The organism is Mesorhizobium sp. YM1C-6-2, assembly GCF_003666685.1.
In the GTDB taxonomy this organism is placed as follows: domain Bacteria; phylum Pseudomonadota; class Alphaproteobacteria; order Rhizobiales; family Rhizobiaceae; genus Mesorhizobium_K.
Genome location: NZ_RCIZ01000011.1, coordinates 115,912 through 134,748 on the forward strand (window position 1 = coordinate 115,912; position 18,837 = coordinate 134,748).

General features: G+C 64.5%; 21 protein-coding genes. 18 read left to right on the plus strand and 3 right to left on the minus strand.

Features of this window, described 5'->3' with window-relative positions; all coding sequences use genetic code 11:
* Nucleotides 1-366 precede the first annotated feature (366 nt).
* From hisS to D8676_RS22500, 11 genes are all read left to right on the plus strand, one after another.
* Complete coding sequence (gene hisS / locus D8676_RS22450) at nt 367-1,875, plus strand: histidine--tRNA ligase (protein ID WP_121583329.1); 1,509 nt, start codon at nt 367-369, stop codon at nt 1,873-1,875.
* Complete coding sequence (locus tag D8676_RS22455; protein WP_121583330.1) at nt 1,872-3,008, plus strand: ATP phosphoribosyltransferase regulatory subunit; 1,137 nt, start codon at nt 1,872-1,874, stop codon at nt 3,006-3,008. The genes hisS and D8676_RS22455 overlap by 4 nt, the downstream gene beginning before the upstream one ends.
* A complete protein-coding gene (gene hisG, locus D8676_RS22460; protein WP_121583331.1) occupies nt 3,005-3,709 on the plus strand; it encodes an ATP phosphoribosyltransferase in 705 nt (234 codons plus the stop codon). The genes D8676_RS22455 and hisG overlap by 4 nt, the downstream gene beginning before the upstream one ends.
* A gap of 146 nt (nt 3,710-3,855) precedes the next feature.
* Nucleotides 3,856-4,464 carry a L,D-transpeptidase gene (locus tag D8676_RS22465; protein WP_121583332.1) on the plus strand — a complete coding sequence of 203 codons (609 nt, stop codon included), beginning with the start codon at nt 3,856-3,858 and terminating at the stop codon, nt 4,462-4,464.
* Between the two features lie 80 nt (nt 4,465-4,544).
* Entirely contained in the window at nt 4,545-5,834 is a 1,290-nt protein-coding gene (locus D8676_RS22470; RefSeq protein ID WP_121583333.1) for an RsmB/NOP family class I SAM-dependent RNA methyltransferase, read from the plus strand.
* Between the two features lie 68 nt (nt 5,835-5,902).
* A complete protein-coding gene (locus tag D8676_RS22475) occupies nt 5,903-6,355 on the plus strand; it encodes a TspO/MBR family protein (RefSeq protein WP_121583374.1) in 453 nt (150 codons plus the stop codon).
* Between the two features lie 133 nt (nt 6,356-6,488).
* A complete protein-coding gene (locus D8676_RS22480) occupies nt 6,489-7,259 on the plus strand; it encodes a cyclic nucleotide-binding domain-containing protein (protein ID WP_121583334.1) in 771 nt (256 codons plus the stop codon).
* Between the two features lie 159 nt (nt 7,260-7,418).
* Nucleotides 7,419-7,805, plus strand: coding sequence for a PaaI family thioesterase (locus D8676_RS22485; protein WP_245427071.1), 387 nt, complete (start codon nt 7,419-7,421; stop codon nt 7,803-7,805).
* 3 nt (nt 7,806-7,808) lie between these two features.
* Nucleotides 7,809-8,444, plus strand: a complete 636-nt coding sequence (locus tag D8676_RS22490) for a 5'-methylthioadenosine/S-adenosylhomocysteine nucleosidase (protein ID WP_183097201.1) — start codon at nt 7,809-7,811, stop codon at nt 8,442-8,444.
* A gap of 120 nt (nt 8,445-8,564) precedes the next feature.
* Nucleotides 8,565-10,142 (plus strand): glutamine-hydrolyzing GMP synthase, encoded by a 1,578-nt coding sequence (gene guaA / locus D8676_RS22495; protein ID WP_121583337.1) that lies wholly within the window; start codon nt 8,565-8,567, stop codon nt 10,140-10,142.
* 293 nt (nt 10,143-10,435) lie between these two features.
* The gene (locus tag D8676_RS22500) at nt 10,436-11,692 is read left to right on the plus strand and encodes a site-specific integrase (protein ID WP_121583375.1); all 1,257 of its coding nucleotides are present in this window, start codon (nt 10,436-10,438) and stop codon (nt 11,690-11,692) included.
* Here the strand turns inward: D8676_RS22500 and D8676_RS22505 are convergent.
* The gene (locus D8676_RS22505) at nt 11,664-11,942 is read right to left on the minus strand and encodes an AlpA family phage regulatory protein (protein ID WP_121583338.1); all 279 of its coding nucleotides are present in this window, start codon (nt 11,940-11,942) and stop codon (nt 11,664-11,666) included. The two genes, D8676_RS22500 and D8676_RS22505, sit on opposite strands and share 29 nt — an antisense overlap.
* Nucleotides 11,943-12,205: 263 nt before the next feature.
* Between D8676_RS22505 and D8676_RS22510 the strand changes: the two genes are divergently transcribed.
* The 7 genes from D8676_RS22510 (at nt 12,206) to D8676_RS22540 (ending at nt 18,195) form a co-directional block, all read left to right on the plus strand.
* Nucleotides 12,206-13,165 (plus strand): zincin-like metallopeptidase domain-containing protein, encoded by a 960-nt coding sequence (locus tag D8676_RS22510; protein ID WP_121583339.1) that lies wholly within the window; start codon nt 12,206-12,208, stop codon nt 13,163-13,165.
* Nucleotides 13,162-13,566 carry a DUF2958 domain-containing protein gene (locus D8676_RS22515; protein WP_121583340.1) on the plus strand — a complete coding sequence of 135 codons (405 nt, stop codon included), beginning with the start codon at nt 13,162-13,164 and terminating at the stop codon, nt 13,564-13,566. Before D8676_RS22510 ends, D8676_RS22515 begins: the two co-directional genes overlap by 4 nt.
* Nucleotides 13,567-13,690: 124 nt before the next feature.
* Entirely contained in the window at nt 13,691-15,817 is a 2,127-nt protein-coding gene (locus tag D8676_RS22520) for a ParB N-terminal domain-containing protein (RefSeq protein WP_121583341.1), read from the plus strand.
* Nucleotides 15,818-16,236: 419 nt separating this feature from the next.
* The gene (locus D8676_RS22525; protein WP_121583342.1) at nt 16,237-16,401 is read left to right on the plus strand and encodes a hypothetical protein; all 165 of its coding nucleotides are present in this window, start codon (nt 16,237-16,239) and stop codon (nt 16,399-16,401) included.
* A gap of 126 nt (nt 16,402-16,527) precedes the next feature.
* Nucleotides 16,528-17,076, plus strand: a complete 549-nt coding sequence (locus D8676_RS22530; protein ID WP_121583343.1) for a hypothetical protein — start codon at nt 16,528-16,530, stop codon at nt 17,074-17,076.
* A 65-nt stretch (nt 17,077-17,141) separates the two neighbouring features.
* Nucleotides 17,142-17,558, plus strand: coding sequence for a hypothetical protein (locus D8676_RS22535; protein WP_121583344.1), 417 nt, complete (start codon nt 17,142-17,144; stop codon nt 17,556-17,558).
* The gene (locus tag D8676_RS22540; protein ID WP_121583345.1) at nt 17,551-18,195 is read left to right on the plus strand and encodes an antitoxin of toxin-antitoxin stability system; all 645 of its coding nucleotides are present in this window, start codon (nt 17,551-17,553) and stop codon (nt 18,193-18,195) included. Before D8676_RS22535 ends, D8676_RS22540 begins: the two co-directional genes overlap by 8 nt.
* A gap of 38 nt (nt 18,196-18,233) precedes the next feature.
* On the opposite strand, the gene D8676_RS22545 is transcribed toward D8676_RS22540, so the two are convergent.
* On the minus strand, nt 18,234-18,407 hold the full coding sequence (locus D8676_RS22545; protein ID WP_088712175.1) for a YegP family protein: 174 nt from the start codon (nt 18,405-18,407) through the stop codon (nt 18,234-18,236).
* An 11-nt stretch (nt 18,408-18,418) separates the two neighbouring features.
* Nucleotides 18,419-18,703, minus strand: a complete 285-nt coding sequence (locus D8676_RS22550) for a hypothetical protein (protein WP_121583346.1) — start codon at nt 18,701-18,703, stop codon at nt 18,419-18,421.
* Nucleotides 18,704-18,837 lie beyond the last annotated feature (134 nt).

Here is an 18,837-nt window from a genome sequence, read left to right on the forward strand (position 1 = left end):
TGAAACGCGCCAACTGGACGACCACCAGCACTCTGGATTCCGGGTTCCGCTGCGCGGCCCCGGAATGACGAATGACCGAAAGGACGCCGTGAAAGACGAGAACGATGCTTGAGATCGCCGCCCTTCATTTCCATCGCCAATGGCAAAGTGGGTCGTCATTCCGGGGCCGCGCAGCGGAACCCGGAATCCAGAGCGGTGAGGTTGAAAGAAACGAGATGCGCATCCGAGGCGGTCAGCAGCCGAATGCTGCAGATGGCCGAACGGGCAATCCTCCCCGCAAAGGGAGGGAACTGCTCCACCTTGCCGCTAAAGGCTCCATCGGTTAGGACGCCCGCCATATTCACTCTCTCATGAAGCGACGATCCCATGGCCGACAAATCCGAGAAGACCAAGGCGCGGCTGCCGCGCGGCTTTGTCGACCGTCCGGCCGAGGACATCCGCGCCGTCGAGAAGATGATGGCGAAGATCAGGGAGGTCTACGAGCTCTACGGCTTCGAGCCGGTCGAGCAGCCGCTGATCGAATACACCGACGCGCTCGGAAAGTTCCTGCCCGACCAGGACAGGCCGAACGAGGGCGTCTTCTCCTTCCAGGACGACGACGACCAATGGCTGTCGCTGCGTTACGACCTGACCGCGCCGACAGCGCGTTTCGTGGCCGAGAATTTCGAGCGCCTGCCAAAACCCTATCGCAGCTATCGTTCCGGCTGGGTGTTCCGCAACGAGAAACCCGGCCCCGGCCGTTTCCGCCAGTTCATGCAGTTCGACGCCGACACGATCGGCACGCCGGGCGTCGCCGCCGACGCCGAGATGGCGATGATGATGGCCGACGTTATGGAAGCGCTGGGGATAAAGCGCGGCGATTACGTCATCCGCGTCAACAACCGCAAGGTGCTCGACGGCGTGCTGGAGGCCATCGGCCTTGGCGGCGACGAGAACGCAGGGCGCCGGCTGACGGTGCTCAGGGCGATCGACAAGCTCGACAAGTTCGGCCCCGAGGGCGTTCGCTTGTTGCTCGGCGCCGGCCGCTGGGACGGCGGCAAGGAAGGCGAAGGCGATTTTACGAAGGGTGCCGGGCTGGATGAGGTTCAAATCCAGTCGGTCCTGTTCGCTACTGTAAGTCCGAACGATATCGAAGCCGGCAGTGCCGATGCAGCAGTGCGTGGAAGCCAGTTCTTTAATGAAGGGCTGGCAGAGCTAGGAATTATCGAAGACCTCGTTAGGTCTGCGGGCTACGGTCCTGAAAGGATCGTTCTCGATCGTTCAGTAGTCCGCGGCCTCGAATACTACACCGGCCCCGTCTACGAGGCCGAACTGCTGGCCGAAATCCCCAACGAAGAGGGAAAAATCGTGCGCTTCGGCTCGGTCGGCGGCGGCGGGCGTTATGACGGGCTGGTGTCGCGCTTCCGTGGCGAGCCCGTGCCGGCGACCGGCTTTTCCATCGGCGTCTCCCGCCTCACCGCCGCGCTGAAGGCGCTCGGCAAACTGGATACGTCCGACGTGCTCGCGCCCGTCGTCGTGCTGGTCATGGACAAGGATACCGAAAGCCTCGGCCGCTACCAGAAGATGGTTTCTTCCCTTCGCCAGGCCGGCATCCGCGCCGAAATGTATCTCGGCGGCGCCGGCATGAAGGCGCAGATCAAATATGCCGACCGGCGCGGCAGCCCGGCGGTCGTCATCCAGGGCGGCAACGAGCGCGCCGAGGGCGTCGTACAGATCAAGGATCTGATCGAGGGCGCGCGCCAGGCCAAGGCGATCGCCGACCATGCCGAATACAAGGAAGCCCGGCCGGGCCAGGTGACGGTGCCCGAAGCCGGCCTGGTCGCCGAGGTGCAAAAAATCCTCGACGCGCAGGCGGCCGAGCGGAGGAAGGGTTGACCTCCCGCTACCCTTCGATCGCGCCCGACATCCTCGCGCTCTTCGCCGCGCGGGGAACCAACGCCGTCGACGTGCCGGTGCTGCAGCCGGCCGATCCCTTCCTCGACATGGCGGGCGAGGATTTGCGCCGCCGCATCTTCCTCACCGAGAGCGAGACGGGCGCTTCGCTCTGCCTGCGTCCCGAATTCACCATCCCCGTCTGCCTCGACCACATCGCCAGCCAGGCCGGCACGCCGCGCCGCTATTCCTATCTCGGCGAGGTGTTCCGGCAGCGCCGCGAGGGCGGCAACGAGTTCTTCCAGGCGGGCATCGAGGACCTCGGCGACAAGGACACGCCGCGCGCCGACGCCCGGCTGGTGGCTGACGCCCACGCCCTGCTGACGCTCACGCTGCCCGGCGTGCCGCTCACCGTCACGCTCGGCGACCAGTCGGTCTTCGAGGCGGTGCTGGCCGCGCTCGGCCTGCCGCGCGGCTGGCGCATGCGGCTTGCCCGCGCCTTCGGCTCGGACGCGCAGCTTGCCGCCGCCCTGGCTGATCTCGCCAACCCCCAGAAGAACGGTGCGCTGCCGGAGCCGGTCGCGGCCCTCGTCGCCGACGGCGATCTCGACCGGCTGTCCGGACACATCGCCGCCGACATGGCGGATGCCGGCCTGTCGCCGACCGCCGGCCGCACGCCGCAGGAGATCGCGCGGCGCCTGGTCGAGAAGGCGGAACTGCGCAGCGTGCGCCTTTCCGCCGAGGCTTTTTCGGCGCTGGAGACTTTTCTCGCCATCGACGTGCCGCTCGATGCCGCCGCCGTCGCGCTGCAGGACTTCGCCAGCTCGGCCGGCCTGTCGCTCGGTTCGGCGCTCGCCAATTTCTCCGCCCGCGTCGAGGCGATCCGGGCGGAGGGGCTGAGCCCGGCCGACATCCGCTACGACGCCGCCTTCGGCCGGCCGCTCGACTATTACACCGGCCTCGTCTTCGAAATCTCCGGCGTGGACGGCGCTGAGGACGGCGCAAATCGCCCGCTGGTCGGCGGCGGCCGCTACGACCGCCTGCTCACGCTGCTCGGCGCGAAATCGCCGATCCCGGGCGTCGGCTTCTCCGTCTGGCTCGACCGCATCGAGGCCTTGAGGGGAGTGGATACATGACCATCACGCTCGCCATCCCCTCGAAGGGCCGCCTCAAGGATCAGTCGCTGGAAGTGCTGGCGAGCGCCGGGCTTGCCGTCAGCCTGCCGGATGACGACCGCAAGTACCGGGCCCGCATCGAGGGCCGCGACGATATCGAGATCGCCTTCCTGTCGGCCTCGGAGATCGCCGGCGAGATCGGCCAGGGCAATGTGGACCTCGGCATCACCGGCGAGGATCTTTTGCGCGAGAACGTCGCCGACTGGGAGCGCAAGGCCGCCATCGAGGCCCGCCTCGGCTTCGGTCCGGCCGATGTCGTGGTGGCGGTGCCGGATTGCTGGCTCGACGTCGAGACCATGGCCGACCTCGACGACGTCGCCGCGGAGTTCCGCCAGCGCCACGGTCGCCGGCTGAGAATCGCGACAAAATACTGGCGGCTGACGCAGCAGTTCTTCTCGGGCAAGCACGGCATCCAGGTCTACCGGATCGTCGAAAGCCTCGGCGCCACCGAAGGCGCGCCTGCCGCCGGCTCGGCCGACGTCATCGTCGACATCACGACGACCGGCTCGACCCTGCGCGCCAACCGGCTGAAGATATTGTCCGACGGCGTCATCCTGCGGTCGCAGGCCTGCCTCGTGCGCTCGCTGAAGGAGCGCTCTGCCGCCGACGCGGCGCTCGCTGCCGAGATCGGTTCGGCCGTGTCCCGCTCGATCCACGGCTGATTGCGGGGTCTCTAAGCATTCATCCCCGTCTGTTTCGCTTGTGGCATGACGAAGACGTGTTCGGAGGCCACTCGCCGCCGCGAAAGAATTCGTTAACCATAAATTTCTATCGAATCGCGACGGGCAACCATAACCGAGGGGATCACATGGAAATCTCGCGCCGCGGCTTCATGTTCGGGCTGCCACTCTTCGTTGCGGGCTGCTCGACCAGTTCCGACTACGCGAATTATGCCGCCAAGCCGGACGAGCGCCATCCGCTGGCGGCGATGCCGCTGGACCGGGTCAAGCCGGAGCTCCGGCGTCAGGAAGTCGCCTACAGCGGCGGCGAAAGCGCCGGCACCATCGTCGTCAACACGCCCGAGCGGCGTCTCTATTACGTCCAGGGCGACGGCCGAGCCATCCGCTACGGCATCGGCGTCGGCAAGGCCGGCCTGGCGCTCAGCGGCAATGCGACGGTCGGGCGCAAGGCCGAATGGCCGGGCTGGACGCCGACCCAGAACATGATGCGCCGCGACCCCCGCAATCTGCGCTATGCCGGCGGCGTGTCCGGCGGCCTGCACAACCCGCTCGGCGCCCGCGCGCTATATCTCTATCGCGGCGGCCGCGACACCATGTTCCGCATCCATGGCACCAACCAGCCCCAGACGATCGGCGGCGCGGTTTCCAGCGGCTGCGTGCGCATGCTCAATCACGACGTGATCGACCTCTACCAGCGCGCCGGCGTCGGTACCAAGGTGGTCGTCATCCAGGCCTGATCCGTTCGCGGCTGCTTGCCAGCGTGGCCGCCTGCCGTTAGTCAGGCCGCCATTCGGGCAACCGGCACAGGAGCGGATTAATGCGTCTCGGCGGCAGGCTGGCAGCAGCCATGGAAGTCCTGGACGACATCCAGCGGCGGCGCAGGCCGGCGGCGGATGCGCTGAAGGACTGGGGTCTTTCGCACCGTTTCGCCGGTTCGGGCGACCGCGCCGCGATCGGCAACATCGTCTATGACGCACTGCGCCGGAAGCGCTCGGCGGCCTGGCTCTTCGACGCCGACACGCCGCGCGCGCTCGGTTTCGGCGCGCTGCTGCTCGAATGGAACGAGACACCCGAAGGACTGAACGGGGCGCTCCAGGACGACCGTTTCGCGCCGCAGTCCTTGACCGACGATGAAATACGCCTGTTGAAGACGCGCAGCCTGGACGAAGCGCCGGCAGAAGTCCGCGCCGACGTTCCCGACTGGTGTGCGCCATTGCTGAAGGACGCTTTCGGCGATGATTGGGTCGCGGAGGCCGCCGGCCTCGCCGCGCGCCCGCCGCTCGACTTGAGGGTCAACACGCTGAAGGCCGATCGCGAGAAGGTGCTGGCCGAGCTTTCCGGGATGCAGGCGGCGCCGACGGCGATCGCCCCGCAGGGTATGCGCATTCCGCCGATCGACGGATCGGGCCGCCATCCGAACGTGCAGGCCGAGCCCGCCTTCCAGAAGGGCTGGTTCGAGGTGCAGGACGAGGGTTCGCAGGTGGTGGCGGCGCTGGCGGGGGCGACGCCCGGCATGCAGGTGCTCGACTATTGCGCAGGCGCCGGCGGCAAGACGCTGGCGCTGTCGGCGGCGATGGAAAACCGCGGCCAGATCTTCGCCCATGATTCGGAAAAGGCGCGGCTTGCTCCGATCTTCGACCGGCTGAGGCGGTCGGAGAACCGCAACGTCCAGGTGGTGGCGAAGCCGCAGGACCTCGCGGCTCTCGAAGGGCAGATGGACCTCGTGCTCGTCGACGCGCCATGCACCGGCTCGGGCACCTGGCGCCGGAGGCCGGACGCGAAATGGCGGCTTTCGGAAAAGCAGCTCGGCGTGCGCACCGGCGAACAGCGGGCGATCCTCGATGCGGCCAAGGCCTATGTGAAGCCGGGCGGCCGTCTCGTCTACATCACCTGCTCGGTCTTTCCCGCCGAGAATGCCGGCCAGATCGATGCGTTCCTCGGTCGGGAACAGGGCTTCGCGCCGGTCGACCATGACGGCCTGTGGCAGGAAAAGTTCCCCGGTTGCCCGAACCTCGCCCGGATCGACCGAGAGCGCGGGATTTCGCTGACGCCGGCGCGCAGCAGCACCGACGGCTTCTACTTCGCGGCCCTGGAGAAGAAGGGCTGATCCCCCTTGATATTCGGCCGCCCCGCTTCAGATAGGTCGGGATCGAAGCGGTTTTGGGCGGGATTCCTGTGACGGTTCGTGCAGCGCTGGTCCCTTTTATTCTCCTGGTCGTCGGCGGTGGCCTGTTGATCGGTTTCTTCACCGCGCCGGGACCGTGGTACGAGATGCTTGCGAAGCCGTCCTTCAATCCGCCGAACTGGCTCTTCGGCCCGGTCTGGACGATCCTCTACGTGCTCATCGCCATAGCCGGCTGGCGCGTCTGGCAGCGCGAGCGCGGCGGTCGCGCCATGAAGCTCTGGTGGCTTCAACTGATGTTGAACTTCCTCTGGTCGCCGGTCTTCTTCGGGCTGGAGCGGACCGGGCCGGCATTGGCCGTCATCCTCGCTCTGCTTGCCGTTATTCTCGCCTTCATCGCCGCCGCCTGGAGGCTCGACCGGCCGTCCGCCTGGCTCTTTGTCCCCTATGCGGCCTGGGTCGCCTTCGCGTCGCTGCTCAACGCGGCGATCTGGCGGTTGAACTGACCTCCATCGCCAAGGCCCGTCCGGAGTTTACAAAAGCGTTCGCGTCGGCAATTGTCGCGGAGGCTTCGGCATTTCGCAGGCTGCGCGCCGCAGTCAATTCTGGTTCCGCCCGGCGCGCAGACAAAAGAGCATCATGGATGAATTCTGGAGCCACATAACCCACCCGCAAGTCATCGTCGGACATCTCAGCTACCTGCTTGCCGTCGTCGCCGTCAGCATGAGCAGCATGCGCTGGCTGCGCGTCTTCGCGATCGCCAGCGGCGTGGCCGGGATCCTCTATTACGGCCTCATCCTGTCCGACCGGGTCAGCGTCGCCTGGGAAATCATCTTCACGCTGGTCAATGTCGCCCAACTGTCCATTCTCCTCCTGGCCGGGCGCTTCCGCAGGCACAGCGCCGACGAGCAGCTTCTGATAGAGACCGTGCTGCCCAATCTCGAACGCAGCCAGCGGCACAGGCTCCTGAAACTGGCCGACTGGCAGGTGCGCGAGCCCGGCGACGTCCTGATGGAGCAGGATCAGGAACGCCCCAACCTGACCTTCATCGCAAGCGGGGCCGCCAGCATCGAGTGCGACCAGGCCCTGGTCGGCGTATGCGGGCCGGGCGATTTCCTCGGTGAAATGAGCTTCCTGACCGGCCGGCCCGCATCGGCGACCGTGCGGGTCGCCAACGAGACGCGTTGCTGCACATTCGACGTGGTAGCGCTGAAGGCCCTGCTGGACAGGAATCCGGGCCTGCGGCAGGCGCTGGAGGAGGGTTTCAACCGCAACCTCGTCGGCAAGCTGGAGCGGATGAACGCCGCCAACAGTGCGCGCCGGTCGGATGCGCCGCCGCAGCCGACCGCCGAGAACGCCGCCATGGAAGAAGCCGGGCGCGCGCCGGCCGAATCGTTGAACGGCGGCTGATCAATCTTTGTTGCACTGCACAAAACCGGATTGCACGGCTCGGCGCCCTTTGCCATAAGCGTTCCGCGAAAAAGGTCGAATGCCGTGTGTGCTGCGAAGATCATCCCGGATCCGGACTATGAGGAGCGCGTGCGCGCTTCCTTCGCGCGTCAGAACGCCATGGCGACGATCGGCGCGCGCCTGACGCTGGTGACGCCGGGCATCGTCGAGATCGAGATGCCGTTCTCGCCGGCGCTGACCCAGCAGCACGGCTTCCTGCATGCCGGCGTGATTTCGACCGCGCTGGATTCGGCCTGCGGCTATGCCGCGCTCTCGATCATGCCGGGAAACGCCGCCGTGCTGACCATCGAGTTCAAGGTCAATCTTCTGGCGCCGGGCAGGGGCACGCGCTTCCTGTTCCGTGGCTCAGTCACCAAGCCCGGCCGCACCATTGTCGTCGCCGACGGACAGGCCTATGCCATCGGGGCGGACGAAGAGGCCAAGCTCATCGCGACCATGACGGGCACGATGATGACGGTCGTCGGCCGCGAGGGCATGGAGGGGTAGATAGTGCCACCGTTAGCCACGCTTGCCGGCAAGAGGGTTCTCTTCGCCATGGCGGCGGACGCCGAGTACGGCCCGCATCTGAAGGCGATCTTCACGCCGCTGATGACCGGCGTCGGCCCCGTCGAGGCAAGCATTGCCCTGACCAGGGCGCTTGTCGAACTCAAGGCCGCCGGAACGCTGCCCGACCTCGTGGTGTCGCTCGGCTCCGCCGGCAGCCGCCGCTTGAAGCGCACCGAGGTCTACCAGGCCGTCTCGGTGACCTACCGCGACATGAACGCCTCGGCTTTCGGCTTCGAGAAGGGTGTGACGCCCTTCCTCGACCTGCCGGCTACTCAGATGCTTCCGATCAGGATTCCCGGCGTGAAGGAGGCGACGATCTCGACCGGCGCGACCATCATCGCCAACTCGGCCTTCGACGCCATCGCGGAGGACATGGTCGACATGGAGACCTATGCCTGCCTGCGTGCATGCCAGGGTTTCGGTGTACCGCTGGTCGGCCTGCGCGGCATCTCCGACGGCGACACCGACGTCGACCACATCAGCCACTGGCTTGAATATCTCCACGTGGTGGACGAGAAGCTTGCCGATGCCGTCAACAAGCTCGAGACGGCGATCGCCGACGGCACGATCCGCATTTGACGGGGTTGGCTCACCTGCCGCATGAGGCGGTTGAATCAGGCTCCGAGCCGCATGAATCAGCTTGAAAGGCAAATGGCGCAACCCATTGCGTCGACTCATACTTTTCTTTAAACGCCCGCCATGAAGCACGCCGCGCACCCCGACAGCATCCTGATCATCGATTTCGGCAGCCAGGTCACCCAGCTGATCGCGCGCCGCGTCCGCGAGGCGGGCGTCTACTGCGAGATCCATCCCTTCCAGAACGCGGCCGAAGCCTTCGAGCGGCTGCAACCAAAGGGCGTCATCTTTTCCGGCGGGCCGGCCTCGGTCACCACTGAAGGCAGCCCGCGGGCGCCGCAGGCGGTGTTCGACAGCGGCGTGCCGATCCTCGGCATCTGCTACGGCCAGCAGACGCTTGCCCACCAGCTCGGCGGCACGGTCGAGGGCGGCCACGCCGCTGAGTTCGGGCGTGCCGACATTGAGATCAAGGCCGCAAGCCCGCTGTTCGAAGGGTTCTGGCAGGTGGGCGGACGCTATCCTGTCTGGATGAGCCACGGCGACCGGGTCACGCAGCTGCCAGAAGGTTTCGAGGTCATCGCGACCTCCGAGAACGCGCCCTTCGCCATCGCCGCCGACGAGGGCCGGCGCTACTATTCGACGATGTTCCACCCGGAAGTGGTGCACACGCCCGACGGCGCCAAGCTGCTGTCGAACTTCGTGCACGGGATCGTCGGGCTGAAATCCGACTGGACGATGTCGGCCTATCGCGCCGAGATGATCAGGAAGATCCGCGAGCAGGTGGGAAGCGGGCGGGTGATCTGCGGCCTGTCCGGCGGCGTCGATTCCTCGGTGGCCGCGGTGCTGATCCATGAGGCGATCGGCGACCAGCTCACCTGCATCTTCGTCGACCACGGCCTGATGCGCCTCAACGAGGCGGACGAGGTCGTGAAGATGTTCCGCGATCACTACAACATCCCGCTGGTTCACGTGGACGCGTCGGACCTGTTCCTTACCCAGCTTGCCGGCGAAACCGACCCGGAGGTAAAGCGGAAGACGATCGGCCGCCTGTTCATCGAGGTGTTCGAGGCGGAAGCCGCCAAGATCGCCGAGGACGGCAAGGGTGCGCCAAAATTCCTGGCGCAAGGCACGCTCTATCCCGACGTCATCGAGAGCGTCTCCTTCTCCGGCGGCCCGTCGGTGACCATCAAGAGCCACCATAATGTCGGCGGCCTGCCCGAGCGCATGAACATGAAGCTCGTCGAGCCGCTGCGCGAGCTCTTCAAGGACGAGGTGAGGGCGCTTGGCCGCGAACTCGGCTTACCCGACCGCTTCATCGGCCGCCACCCGTTCCCGGGTCCTGGCCTCGCCATCCGCTGCCCGGGTGGGGTCACCCGCGAAAAGCTTGACATATTGCGCAAGGCCGACGCGATCTATCTGGACGAGATCCGCAAGGCCGGCCTCTACGACACGATCTGGCAGGCCTTTGCGGTGCTGTTGCCGGTGCAGACGGTCGGTGTGATGGGCGACTACCGCACCTACGATTTCGTCTGCGCGCTGCGCGCCGTCACCTCGGTCGACGGCATGACCGCCGACTTCTATCCCTACGACATGAACTTCCTCGGCCGCACCGCGACCCGCATCATCAACGAAGTGCGCGGCATCAACCGCGTCGTCTATGATGTCACCAGCAAGCCGCCAGGCACGATCGAGTGGGAATGATTCAGGCCCATCCAAACGCCGCCGACAACGCGCCAGAATTTCCCCTAATACTCTGATTAAAAATATTTTTTTATCCGCCACCTATCGAGACCTATCGGTGGGTAGCAATCACAAGTACCGTCACGATTGACGGTGCTCGCTCATATTGATCACGGCCGTCTCAGAAAGTACCGTCGCAAGAGTTGAGGATCGTGACGGTACTTTTTTCAACGTAAGACACTGATAACAAAGTGATTTAGGCGTCACGAACCTCCCAAAACCGCATGACGGTACTTTTCGGAGGCTGCGCGAACATGTTGACGGACGCTGCGCTTAAGGCGCTGAAACCAAAAGGCAAAGTCTACAAGGTGTCAGACAGGGACGGCATGTATGCCCGTGTCACGCCGACAGGTCTGATCTCATTCAGCCTGGATTACCGGCTGAATGGGCGCCGCGAGACCGTCTATCTCGGCAGGTACGGACGTGACGGCATTTCGCTCGCACGGGCTCGCGAACTCTGCCTGGACGCCAAACGCGCAGTCCGAGAGGGCCGCTCACCCGCAATTGAAAAACAGCGCGAGAAGCGCCGCCTGAAAGAGGCCAAGAGCTTCGGTCAGTTCGGCGAGAAGTGGCTGGACAAGGCTCCGATGGCGGACAGTACCAGAGCGATGCGGCGCTCGATCTTCGATCGAGAGTTGCTGCCCGTCTGGCGCAACCGGCTGCTGCGCGAAATCACCCCAGATGATCTGAGAGCTCTCTGCGCCAAGATCGTCGATCGCGGTGCGCCTGCAACGGCCATCCACGTCCGCGACATCCTCAAGCAGATCTACAGTTTCGCGATCCTGCACGGCGAGAAGGTGCCCAATCCCGCCGATGAAGTCGGCCCAGCTTCGATTGCTGCATTTCGGCCCAGAGACCGTGCGCTTTCACCGACAGAGATCCGCATCATGCTGAGGCAACTGGAGCATGTCCCGACTTTGCCGACCATTCGCCTCGGCATGAAGCTCTTCCTGCTGACGATGGTTCGTAAAAGCGAGCTGCAGGACGCCGTATGGGACGAAGTGGACTTCGAGAACGCGGTTTGGAGCATTCCGAAGGAGCGGATGAAGCGCTCCAAGCCACACAATGTGTATCTTTCCCGACAGGCGCTCGACATCATGATCGCGCTCAAGACCTGTGCCGGCAATTCCCGGTATCTGCTGCCCTCGCGTTACGATGCGGATGCCCCAATGTCGCGGGCGACGTTCAACCGCATCACCTACGCGGTGGTCGATCTGGCGCAGAAGGAGGGGCTGCCGCTCGAGCCGTTTACAGTCCATGATTTGCGACGGACCGGCTCAACGCTGCTGAATGAACTCGGTTTCAACAGCGACTGGATCGAGAAATGCCTCGCCCACGAGGACGGGCGATCTTCGCGCGGCGTCTACAACAAGGCAGAGTACGAGGTTCAGCGCCGCCATATGCTCCAGGAATGGTCGGACGTCGTTGACGCATGGGTGGAAGGTCGCAAGCGGCCTGTCACCCTTCTCCCCCCGACCATGCCTATGCTTGAGCCCGACCCTGCCCTTTGACCGGCCGGAACTTCCGCTGGGCGACGTCGGGGTGTTTGGCGCGCGGGATTGGCCGCGTGCGCCGGCTTTCGAGCCACGCTTCGACCTCGGCAAGATCCCAGACGACGCATCTGGGTGAAAGGGCAAAGCGGCGAGGAAATTCTCCGCGCTGCTCCATTTCGTAAATGGTGCTGTCCGCCAGAGGAACGATTTCTCGCAGTTCATTCCTTCGGATCGAACGTTTGACGGGCCGGTCGCTAACGGATGGCATCTGCAGCTCCTGATCGTGGTGCGGTGATGCGATTGGAGCCGATATGTGCCGATAAGGGCCAGCAGAAATTGGCCGCGGCGTATGGTCGGCGGCCATGGCGTGCAGATCGGACAGGCTTGATGCTGATCGCGGTCTCTTCTCGGGCGGGTCTCCCCCTTTTAGGCATCACCTCGGCTCCTAGAGTGAGAGTGCGGACGGGGTTTGCCGTGACGGGTTGAAGGTCGGGAGAGAGGCTTCCGGCGCCCGTCGCGGAGACAATCCCGATGGCCAGACAGAACCGTGCCGCACGCGACGGCGGCGCCCGCACCAATCTCTATGACGAGATCACCGCGAAAATCATCAACGAGCTGGAGCAAGGGCGGTTGCCCTGGGTCCAGCCCTGGGGCACGGCGGCGAAGGCGCCGCTCGCGATGCCGAAGAATGCCGCGACGGCCCGGCAATATTCCGGGATCAACATCCTGATCCTCTGGGGCGCCGTTGTTCAATACGGCTATCCGACCCAGCACTGGCTGACTTTCCGCCAGGCCCTGTCGCTCGGCGGCAATGTCCGGAAAGGCGAGCGCGGCACGACCGTCGTCTATGCCGACCGCTTCACGCCCGAGGATGAGAAGCGCCGCGCGCGGGAGACGGGGGAGGAAGCTGGCAGCATCCCGTTCCTCAAGCGCTTCACCGTGTTCAACACGGCGCAATGCGAGGGCTTGCCTGAGGATGTTGCTGTCGAGGCGCCGCCACCGCCGCCCCACACGATCGAGCCAAGGGTCGAGACGCTGATCCGGGCGACCGGAATCGACTTTCGCATCGGCGGGAGCCAGGCCTTCTATGTTCCAGCGCACGATTACGTTCAGGTGCCGCCGCCACAGGCCTATTTCGAGCCGATCGACTGGCACCGGACCGCACTGCACGAGCTGGGGCACGCTACGGGCCATGCCTCCCGGCTCGGGCGGGATATGTCGGGCCGCTTCGGCACCAGGAAATACGCATTCGAAGAACTGGTCGCCGAAATGAACGCGGCCTTCTGCTGCGCCTCGATCGGCGTTGTGCCGACCGTACGCCATGCCGACTACATCGGCTCCTGGCTCGAGGTGCTGCGCGAGGATAACCGGGCCATCGTCCGCGCGGCTTCCCAGGCCGGCAAGGCGGCCGATTGGCTGCTGGCACGTCTGCCCGCCGAAGACACTGGCGAAGCGGATACTGCATCGACGGATCGGAGGGCCGCGGCATGATCCTCCTGACCAGCACCCAGCGCGAGCAGCTCCTCGCCAATGGCCGCCAGAGCGATGTCGACCACGTCCCCGTGGTAAAATTCTTCAATCCGTTGGGTAGCGGCGTCTGGCTTGCCACCGAATTGGATAGAGACGGTGACATCCTGTTCGGCCTCGCCGATCTGGGATTTCCAGAGCTTGGAAGCTGGAGCCTTGGCGCAATGCAGGCGGTCCGCTTGCCCTTTGACATGAGGATCGAGCGCGATCTGCACTTCACCGGCGATTTTCCGATCTCGGTCTGGGCCGACATGGCGCGGCGGGCCGGTGGCATCCGCGAGGCCGAGCGCATTCTTTACTCAGGCGCCCGAGCCCCCTCCACGCCGACCCCGAAACCGACCGATACGCAAAGCCGGAAACACTGAAGCCCGCTTCTCCGGCTTTGCGATTTTGCGCCGCTCTCTTGAGAGGAAGAGGGCGGCGCTTTGCTTCGTGACGGGTCGGTGGCCGGAGAGAGAGTCTCCCGGCGCCCGTCATGGAGTAAGGCATATGGCTACTGCCGTTCAGAAGATCACCCTCGCGTCCTCGCGCGATATTCCGTTCAACAAGCTGGCGCTGAGCCAGGCCAATGTCCGGCGCGTCAAAGCTGGCATCTCGGTCGAGGAACTGGCCGAATCCATCGCCCGCCGCGGACTGATCCAATCCCTGCATGTCCGTCCGGTTCTCGATGCCGAGGGCAAGGAAACCGGCATGTTCGAGGTGCCCGCAGGCGGTCGCCGCTATCGGGCCCTGGAATTGCTGGTCAGGCAGAAGCGTCTCGCAAAGACTGCGCCCGTCCCGTGCGTCATATCCGAGGCCGATGCTGACATCCTGATCGACGAAGTCTCGCTCGCGGAAAATATCGAGCGCGCGCCGCTTCATCCGCTCGATCAGTTTCGGGCCTTCCAGGCGTTGCGCAACAAGGCGATGAGCGAGGAAGCCATCGCAGCCGCCTTCTTTGTCGACGCGAAAGTCGTCAAGCAGCGCCTGCGCCTTGCTGCGGTCTCGCCCGTGCTTCTCGACGTTTACGCCGAGGACGGCATGACACTCGAACAGCTCATGGCCTTCACCGTATCGGAAGACCATGTCCGGCAGGAACAGGTCTGGGACGCGATCAAGGATTCCTGGCAGAAAGAGCCGTACTATATCCGCCGCCTCCTGACCGAAACCGCAGTGCGCGCCTCTGACAGGCGAGCGCTTTTTGTCGGTATTGAGGCCTATGAAGCCGCCGGCGGCTATGTGCTGCGCGATCTCTTTCAGCGCGACGACGGCGGCTGGCTTCAGGACCCTGAGCTGCTCGACCGCCTGGCGGGCGAAAAGCTCAAAGCCGAAGCCGAGATCATTGCGGCCGAAGGCTGGAAGTGGATCGAGGCAGCGGTGACCTTTCCCTATGGCCACGATCACGGTCTGCGGGAACTCGAGGGCTCGGTCGCCGATCTGTCCGACGATGAGCGCGCCACCCGCGAATCCCTGCGCGAGGAATATGACCGGCTCGAAGCCGAATATGCCGAGGCCGACGAGCTACCTGATGAGGTCGATCAGCGGCTTGGCGAGATCGAGCAGGCGCTGGAAGAATTCGAGCGCAGGCCGATGATCTATGATCCCGAACAGGTTGCGCGGGCGGGCGTCTTCGTCAGCATCGATGGGAACGGCAAGCTGCGGGCCGAACGGGGTTATGTTCGGCCCGACGATGAAGCGGCGATTGATGGCGACGATCCCGATGGCTCTTCCGGCCCGGCCATAGAGGGCGCTGTAGATGGTGTGTCGCATACGGTCGTCAACGTCGGTGGCGGCAGCGAATCTCCGGAGGACGACGATGAGGCCGAGATTGTGCGGCCGCTGCCGGACCGGCTAATCAGCGAGCTGACCGCGCATCGCACGCTCGCGCTGCGCGATGCTGTTGCGATGAACCCCCATATTGCGATGACCGCGCTGCTGCATCGGCTGGTGATGGACACCTTCCTGCCGCAGCCCGCCAGGGGATGCCTGGAGGCCCATGTCCGCCAGGTTCACTTGCCGGCACAGGCTGAGGATTTGCGCGACAGCGTCTCGGCGCAGTCTGTTACCGAACGGCACGAACGCTGGGGCGATCACATCCCGGCTGACGATGAGGCGCTCTGGAACTGGCTGACCGATCTCGATGACGAGTCCCGCATGGAGCTTCTCGCCCATTGCGTCAGCTTTGGCATCAACGCCCTTTACGAAAAGCCCAATCCCTATAGCGGCACGGGCGTCAGTCAGCACGGGCTGGAGGTGCGTCTCTCCCAGGCGAACCGTCTGGTGCGCGCTACCGGCCTCGATATGGTGGCGGCGGGCTGGAAGCCGACCGTCAACAACTATCTCGGCCGTGTGACCAAGCCGCGCATCCTCGAGGCGGTTCGCGAAGGTGCAGGTGAACGGGCCTCGGAGCTGATCGGCCATCTCAAGAAGGGCGACATGGCCAAGGAAGCCGAGCGCCTGCTCGCCGATACCGGCTGGCTGCCCGAGCCGCTGCGCACGATCGACCCCGCTGCGGAGCCTGACGTTTCGGAGAAAGGCGATGTCGATGTGGACCTTCCTGAATTCCTGGCAGGCGACGGCGAGGATGACATCGTCGACGAAGAGGATGAGGCGCAGCAGATGGTAGCCGCTGAATGACCGTAACGCGGGGCGGCTCCGGCTGCCCCGTTTCTTCCCGAGGCGATCGGGATGGAGTGAGCCGCGCCAGTGTCGCCCAGGATCAATCCCGTTATGGCTGGCGCAATGGGTGCCGTCCCAGGCTGAGAGAACATCGCTTATTGCTCGCATGGCATCCAGGCTGACGCGGCGAACGATCCGCAACGGATATGCGGATTCCTGTCGGATGCAGAACACCACCCCCGCTTCCATTCGCAAACCTTGGTCTGAGCCGTCGTCTTTGCATTCAACCCGCAAGGGGTCGGCTTGACGCTATGCGTGCCGCCCTCGCGGATTCGGACAAGCCGAATGCGCGAGGGTGATTGCAGATCCGGTCAGACACTTCGGGCGCCTGTCGCGCGGGGGATGGTCCCCCGCCTCCAAGACAGGAGCCGGAACCCATGTCCTACGCAGATGCCACTGCCTTTGCCGCCAGCCTCGCCGCCACGCTGATGACTGTGATCGTCGTGTTCCAGGCCGGAGATGGCACCCATGGCGCCATGCCCGCCAATGAGTTCGATGGCGACGAAGAGATGGTGAAACTCGAACTCGATCCGTGGGCCTGAAGGCACGGGAAGATCCTCCTCCCGCGGCCATACCCGGCACGAAAGAGGTAGAGTGCGGGCCGGTTGGCCGTGACGGGTTGGTGGCCGGAGAGAGAGGCTCCCGGCGCCCGTCGCGGAGTAGCTCCCATGTCCCTTCACCGCTCATCCGGGTTTCGCCCGATCGGCGAAATCCTCGCCCGGCAGGTCCTGCCCGGGCTGCGTAGCGCCCTTCGGTATCCGCTACGGGTTTCCTGTCTCGGCACTGTCCGTTTCGTCGACGATCACGATACCAGCCAATTCGACCGGACTATCGTTCTCGGCGAATGTGTCTCTCCCGAAGACGCCATGACGATCGCGGCACAGCGCGTTTCGCGTGACGATATTCGCGTTGGAGAGGACGACACGCTGCGCTTTGAGGCGCGCATCGCCGCAATTCATGACTCGACCTACGGTCTGGTCCTCGCCGGAGAAATCCGGGCTCGGGCCATTGTCTGGCAGCAGCCTGTCACCTCTGACGCGCAAGCCCGCCGTATCGTGAGCGAGGCAAGCCGATTGCGCGGCAGGGCCTCGGCGGCTTGCGATGCCCGGTTAGCCCGCAACCTGCGCTACCGCGCCAGTCTCCTCGAGACACGCCTGGTCGATCGCGGCTGGCGGGAGACCGCTGCGGAACTGCTTAGCCTGCCCCGCGCCGCCTAATTTTCACCCCCTTCCACGCAATCGGCCTGGTCCATCGCCAGGTCTCGTCATGTCCGGAGGCCGTCATGGCTGACTATTACACCCATTTTTCCTGCCTGCTCGATGTAGGCACCCCTGAGAACGCTGTCCGTGCGCTCGAACTCTATAATGCGCTGGCGGACGAAAATGCCGCCGAAGATCCGTCATCGGATGGCTTCCTGCTGTCGATCCAGCCCGAACATGGCGGTACGCAGCTCTGGATACGCGATGACCCCACCGGTGATCCCGAGCACGTTATCCAGTTCGTCAAGCGCTGCGCCGCGGCGTTGGGGCTCAAGGGCCGGTGGGGCTTCCAATACGCCAACACCTGCTCGAAGCCGCGCCTCGATGGTTTCGGCGGCGGCGCGCACGTACTCGATCTTTCGACCGGCGAGACCGTGGACTGGATCTACACCGACGGCTGGCTCGCGACCGTGCTGGAGGGAGACGATCCCCATGCCTGAGATCATCGAAACCACGGTCTATGGCCTCAACGAGCTTTCCGACACGGCGAAGAACACGGCCCGCGCCTGGTATCGTGAAGGCGGCTTCGACTATGATTGGTACGACGCCGTCTATGAAGATTTTCAGCGCATCGCCGAGATCCTCGGTATCCGCTTCAAGACCCGGACTGCCCACCTGATGGGCGGCGGATCGCGGCAGGAACCCTGCATCTGGTTCCGGGGCTTCTGGTCGCAAGGTGACGGCGCGTGCTGGGAGGGCTTCTACTCGTATGGCAAGAATGCCTCAGCCGCGATCCGGGCCTACGCGCCGCAGGACGGTATGCTGCATGGCATCGCCGATGCGCTTCAGGATGCCCAGCGGCGCAATTTCTATCAGCTTCGCGCTGACGTTGGTCATCGCGGCCATTATTACCACGAATACTGCATGGAAATTTCGGTCGAGCGGGCCAGCCCGAACTGGCAGGACATGACCGCCGACGCGGAGGACGTCGTCACTGAGGCGCTGCGCGATCTCGCCCGCTGGCTTTATCGCCAGCTCGAGCGCGAATATGACTATCTGTCCTCCGATGAGGTGGTGGACGAGACCATCCTCGCCAACGGATATACCTTTACTGAAATCGGTGGCCGATTTGGCTGAATGCGCCAACCGCCACCGATCGCTGAGCCGCGCGATGCTTAGCTGTTATCCTCGACCGGCGCGTCGGGACCATTCTTCTTGATTGAGTCGATCGCGTTCTGCGCGCTGGCCTTGCTCGTGTAGCCCTCGGTCGAGAACATCACTTCGCTGTTATATTTGAAGCGCACCCGGAACTCGCCAGCCTTATCCTTGTAAATCTCAAACTTATGCATGGAATGGCTCCCTATGCCTTCTTGATGAATTTGTTGATGACCAGACCGGCAACGATCTGCACGATCGCTCCTGCGACACCACCGCCAACCAGTTGGCCGGCAAGGGCAGCAATATCGAGACCACCGGCCCCGCCGCCAGCGCCAAGCAGTGAACCCAACAGCGTACCGCCGCCAACGCCGCCCACGGCTCCGGCGATCAGATTGCCGATATTGCCAAGGTCGGCGCCTTTGACAGCCTTGCCGCCGGCGGCACCACCGGCGAGGCCGCCAATGAGTTGAGCAAGAATAGCTTCCATAATACGCCCCCTCTCTCAAGACGTAGGCACCGTATCGTCTTGAGAGACGAAGGACGACGCTACCGTATGCGTCATCCCCATATTTTCATTTCGGGTGCGGCATCGTCGGGACAACTGCGTTCGGGCGTAGTCGG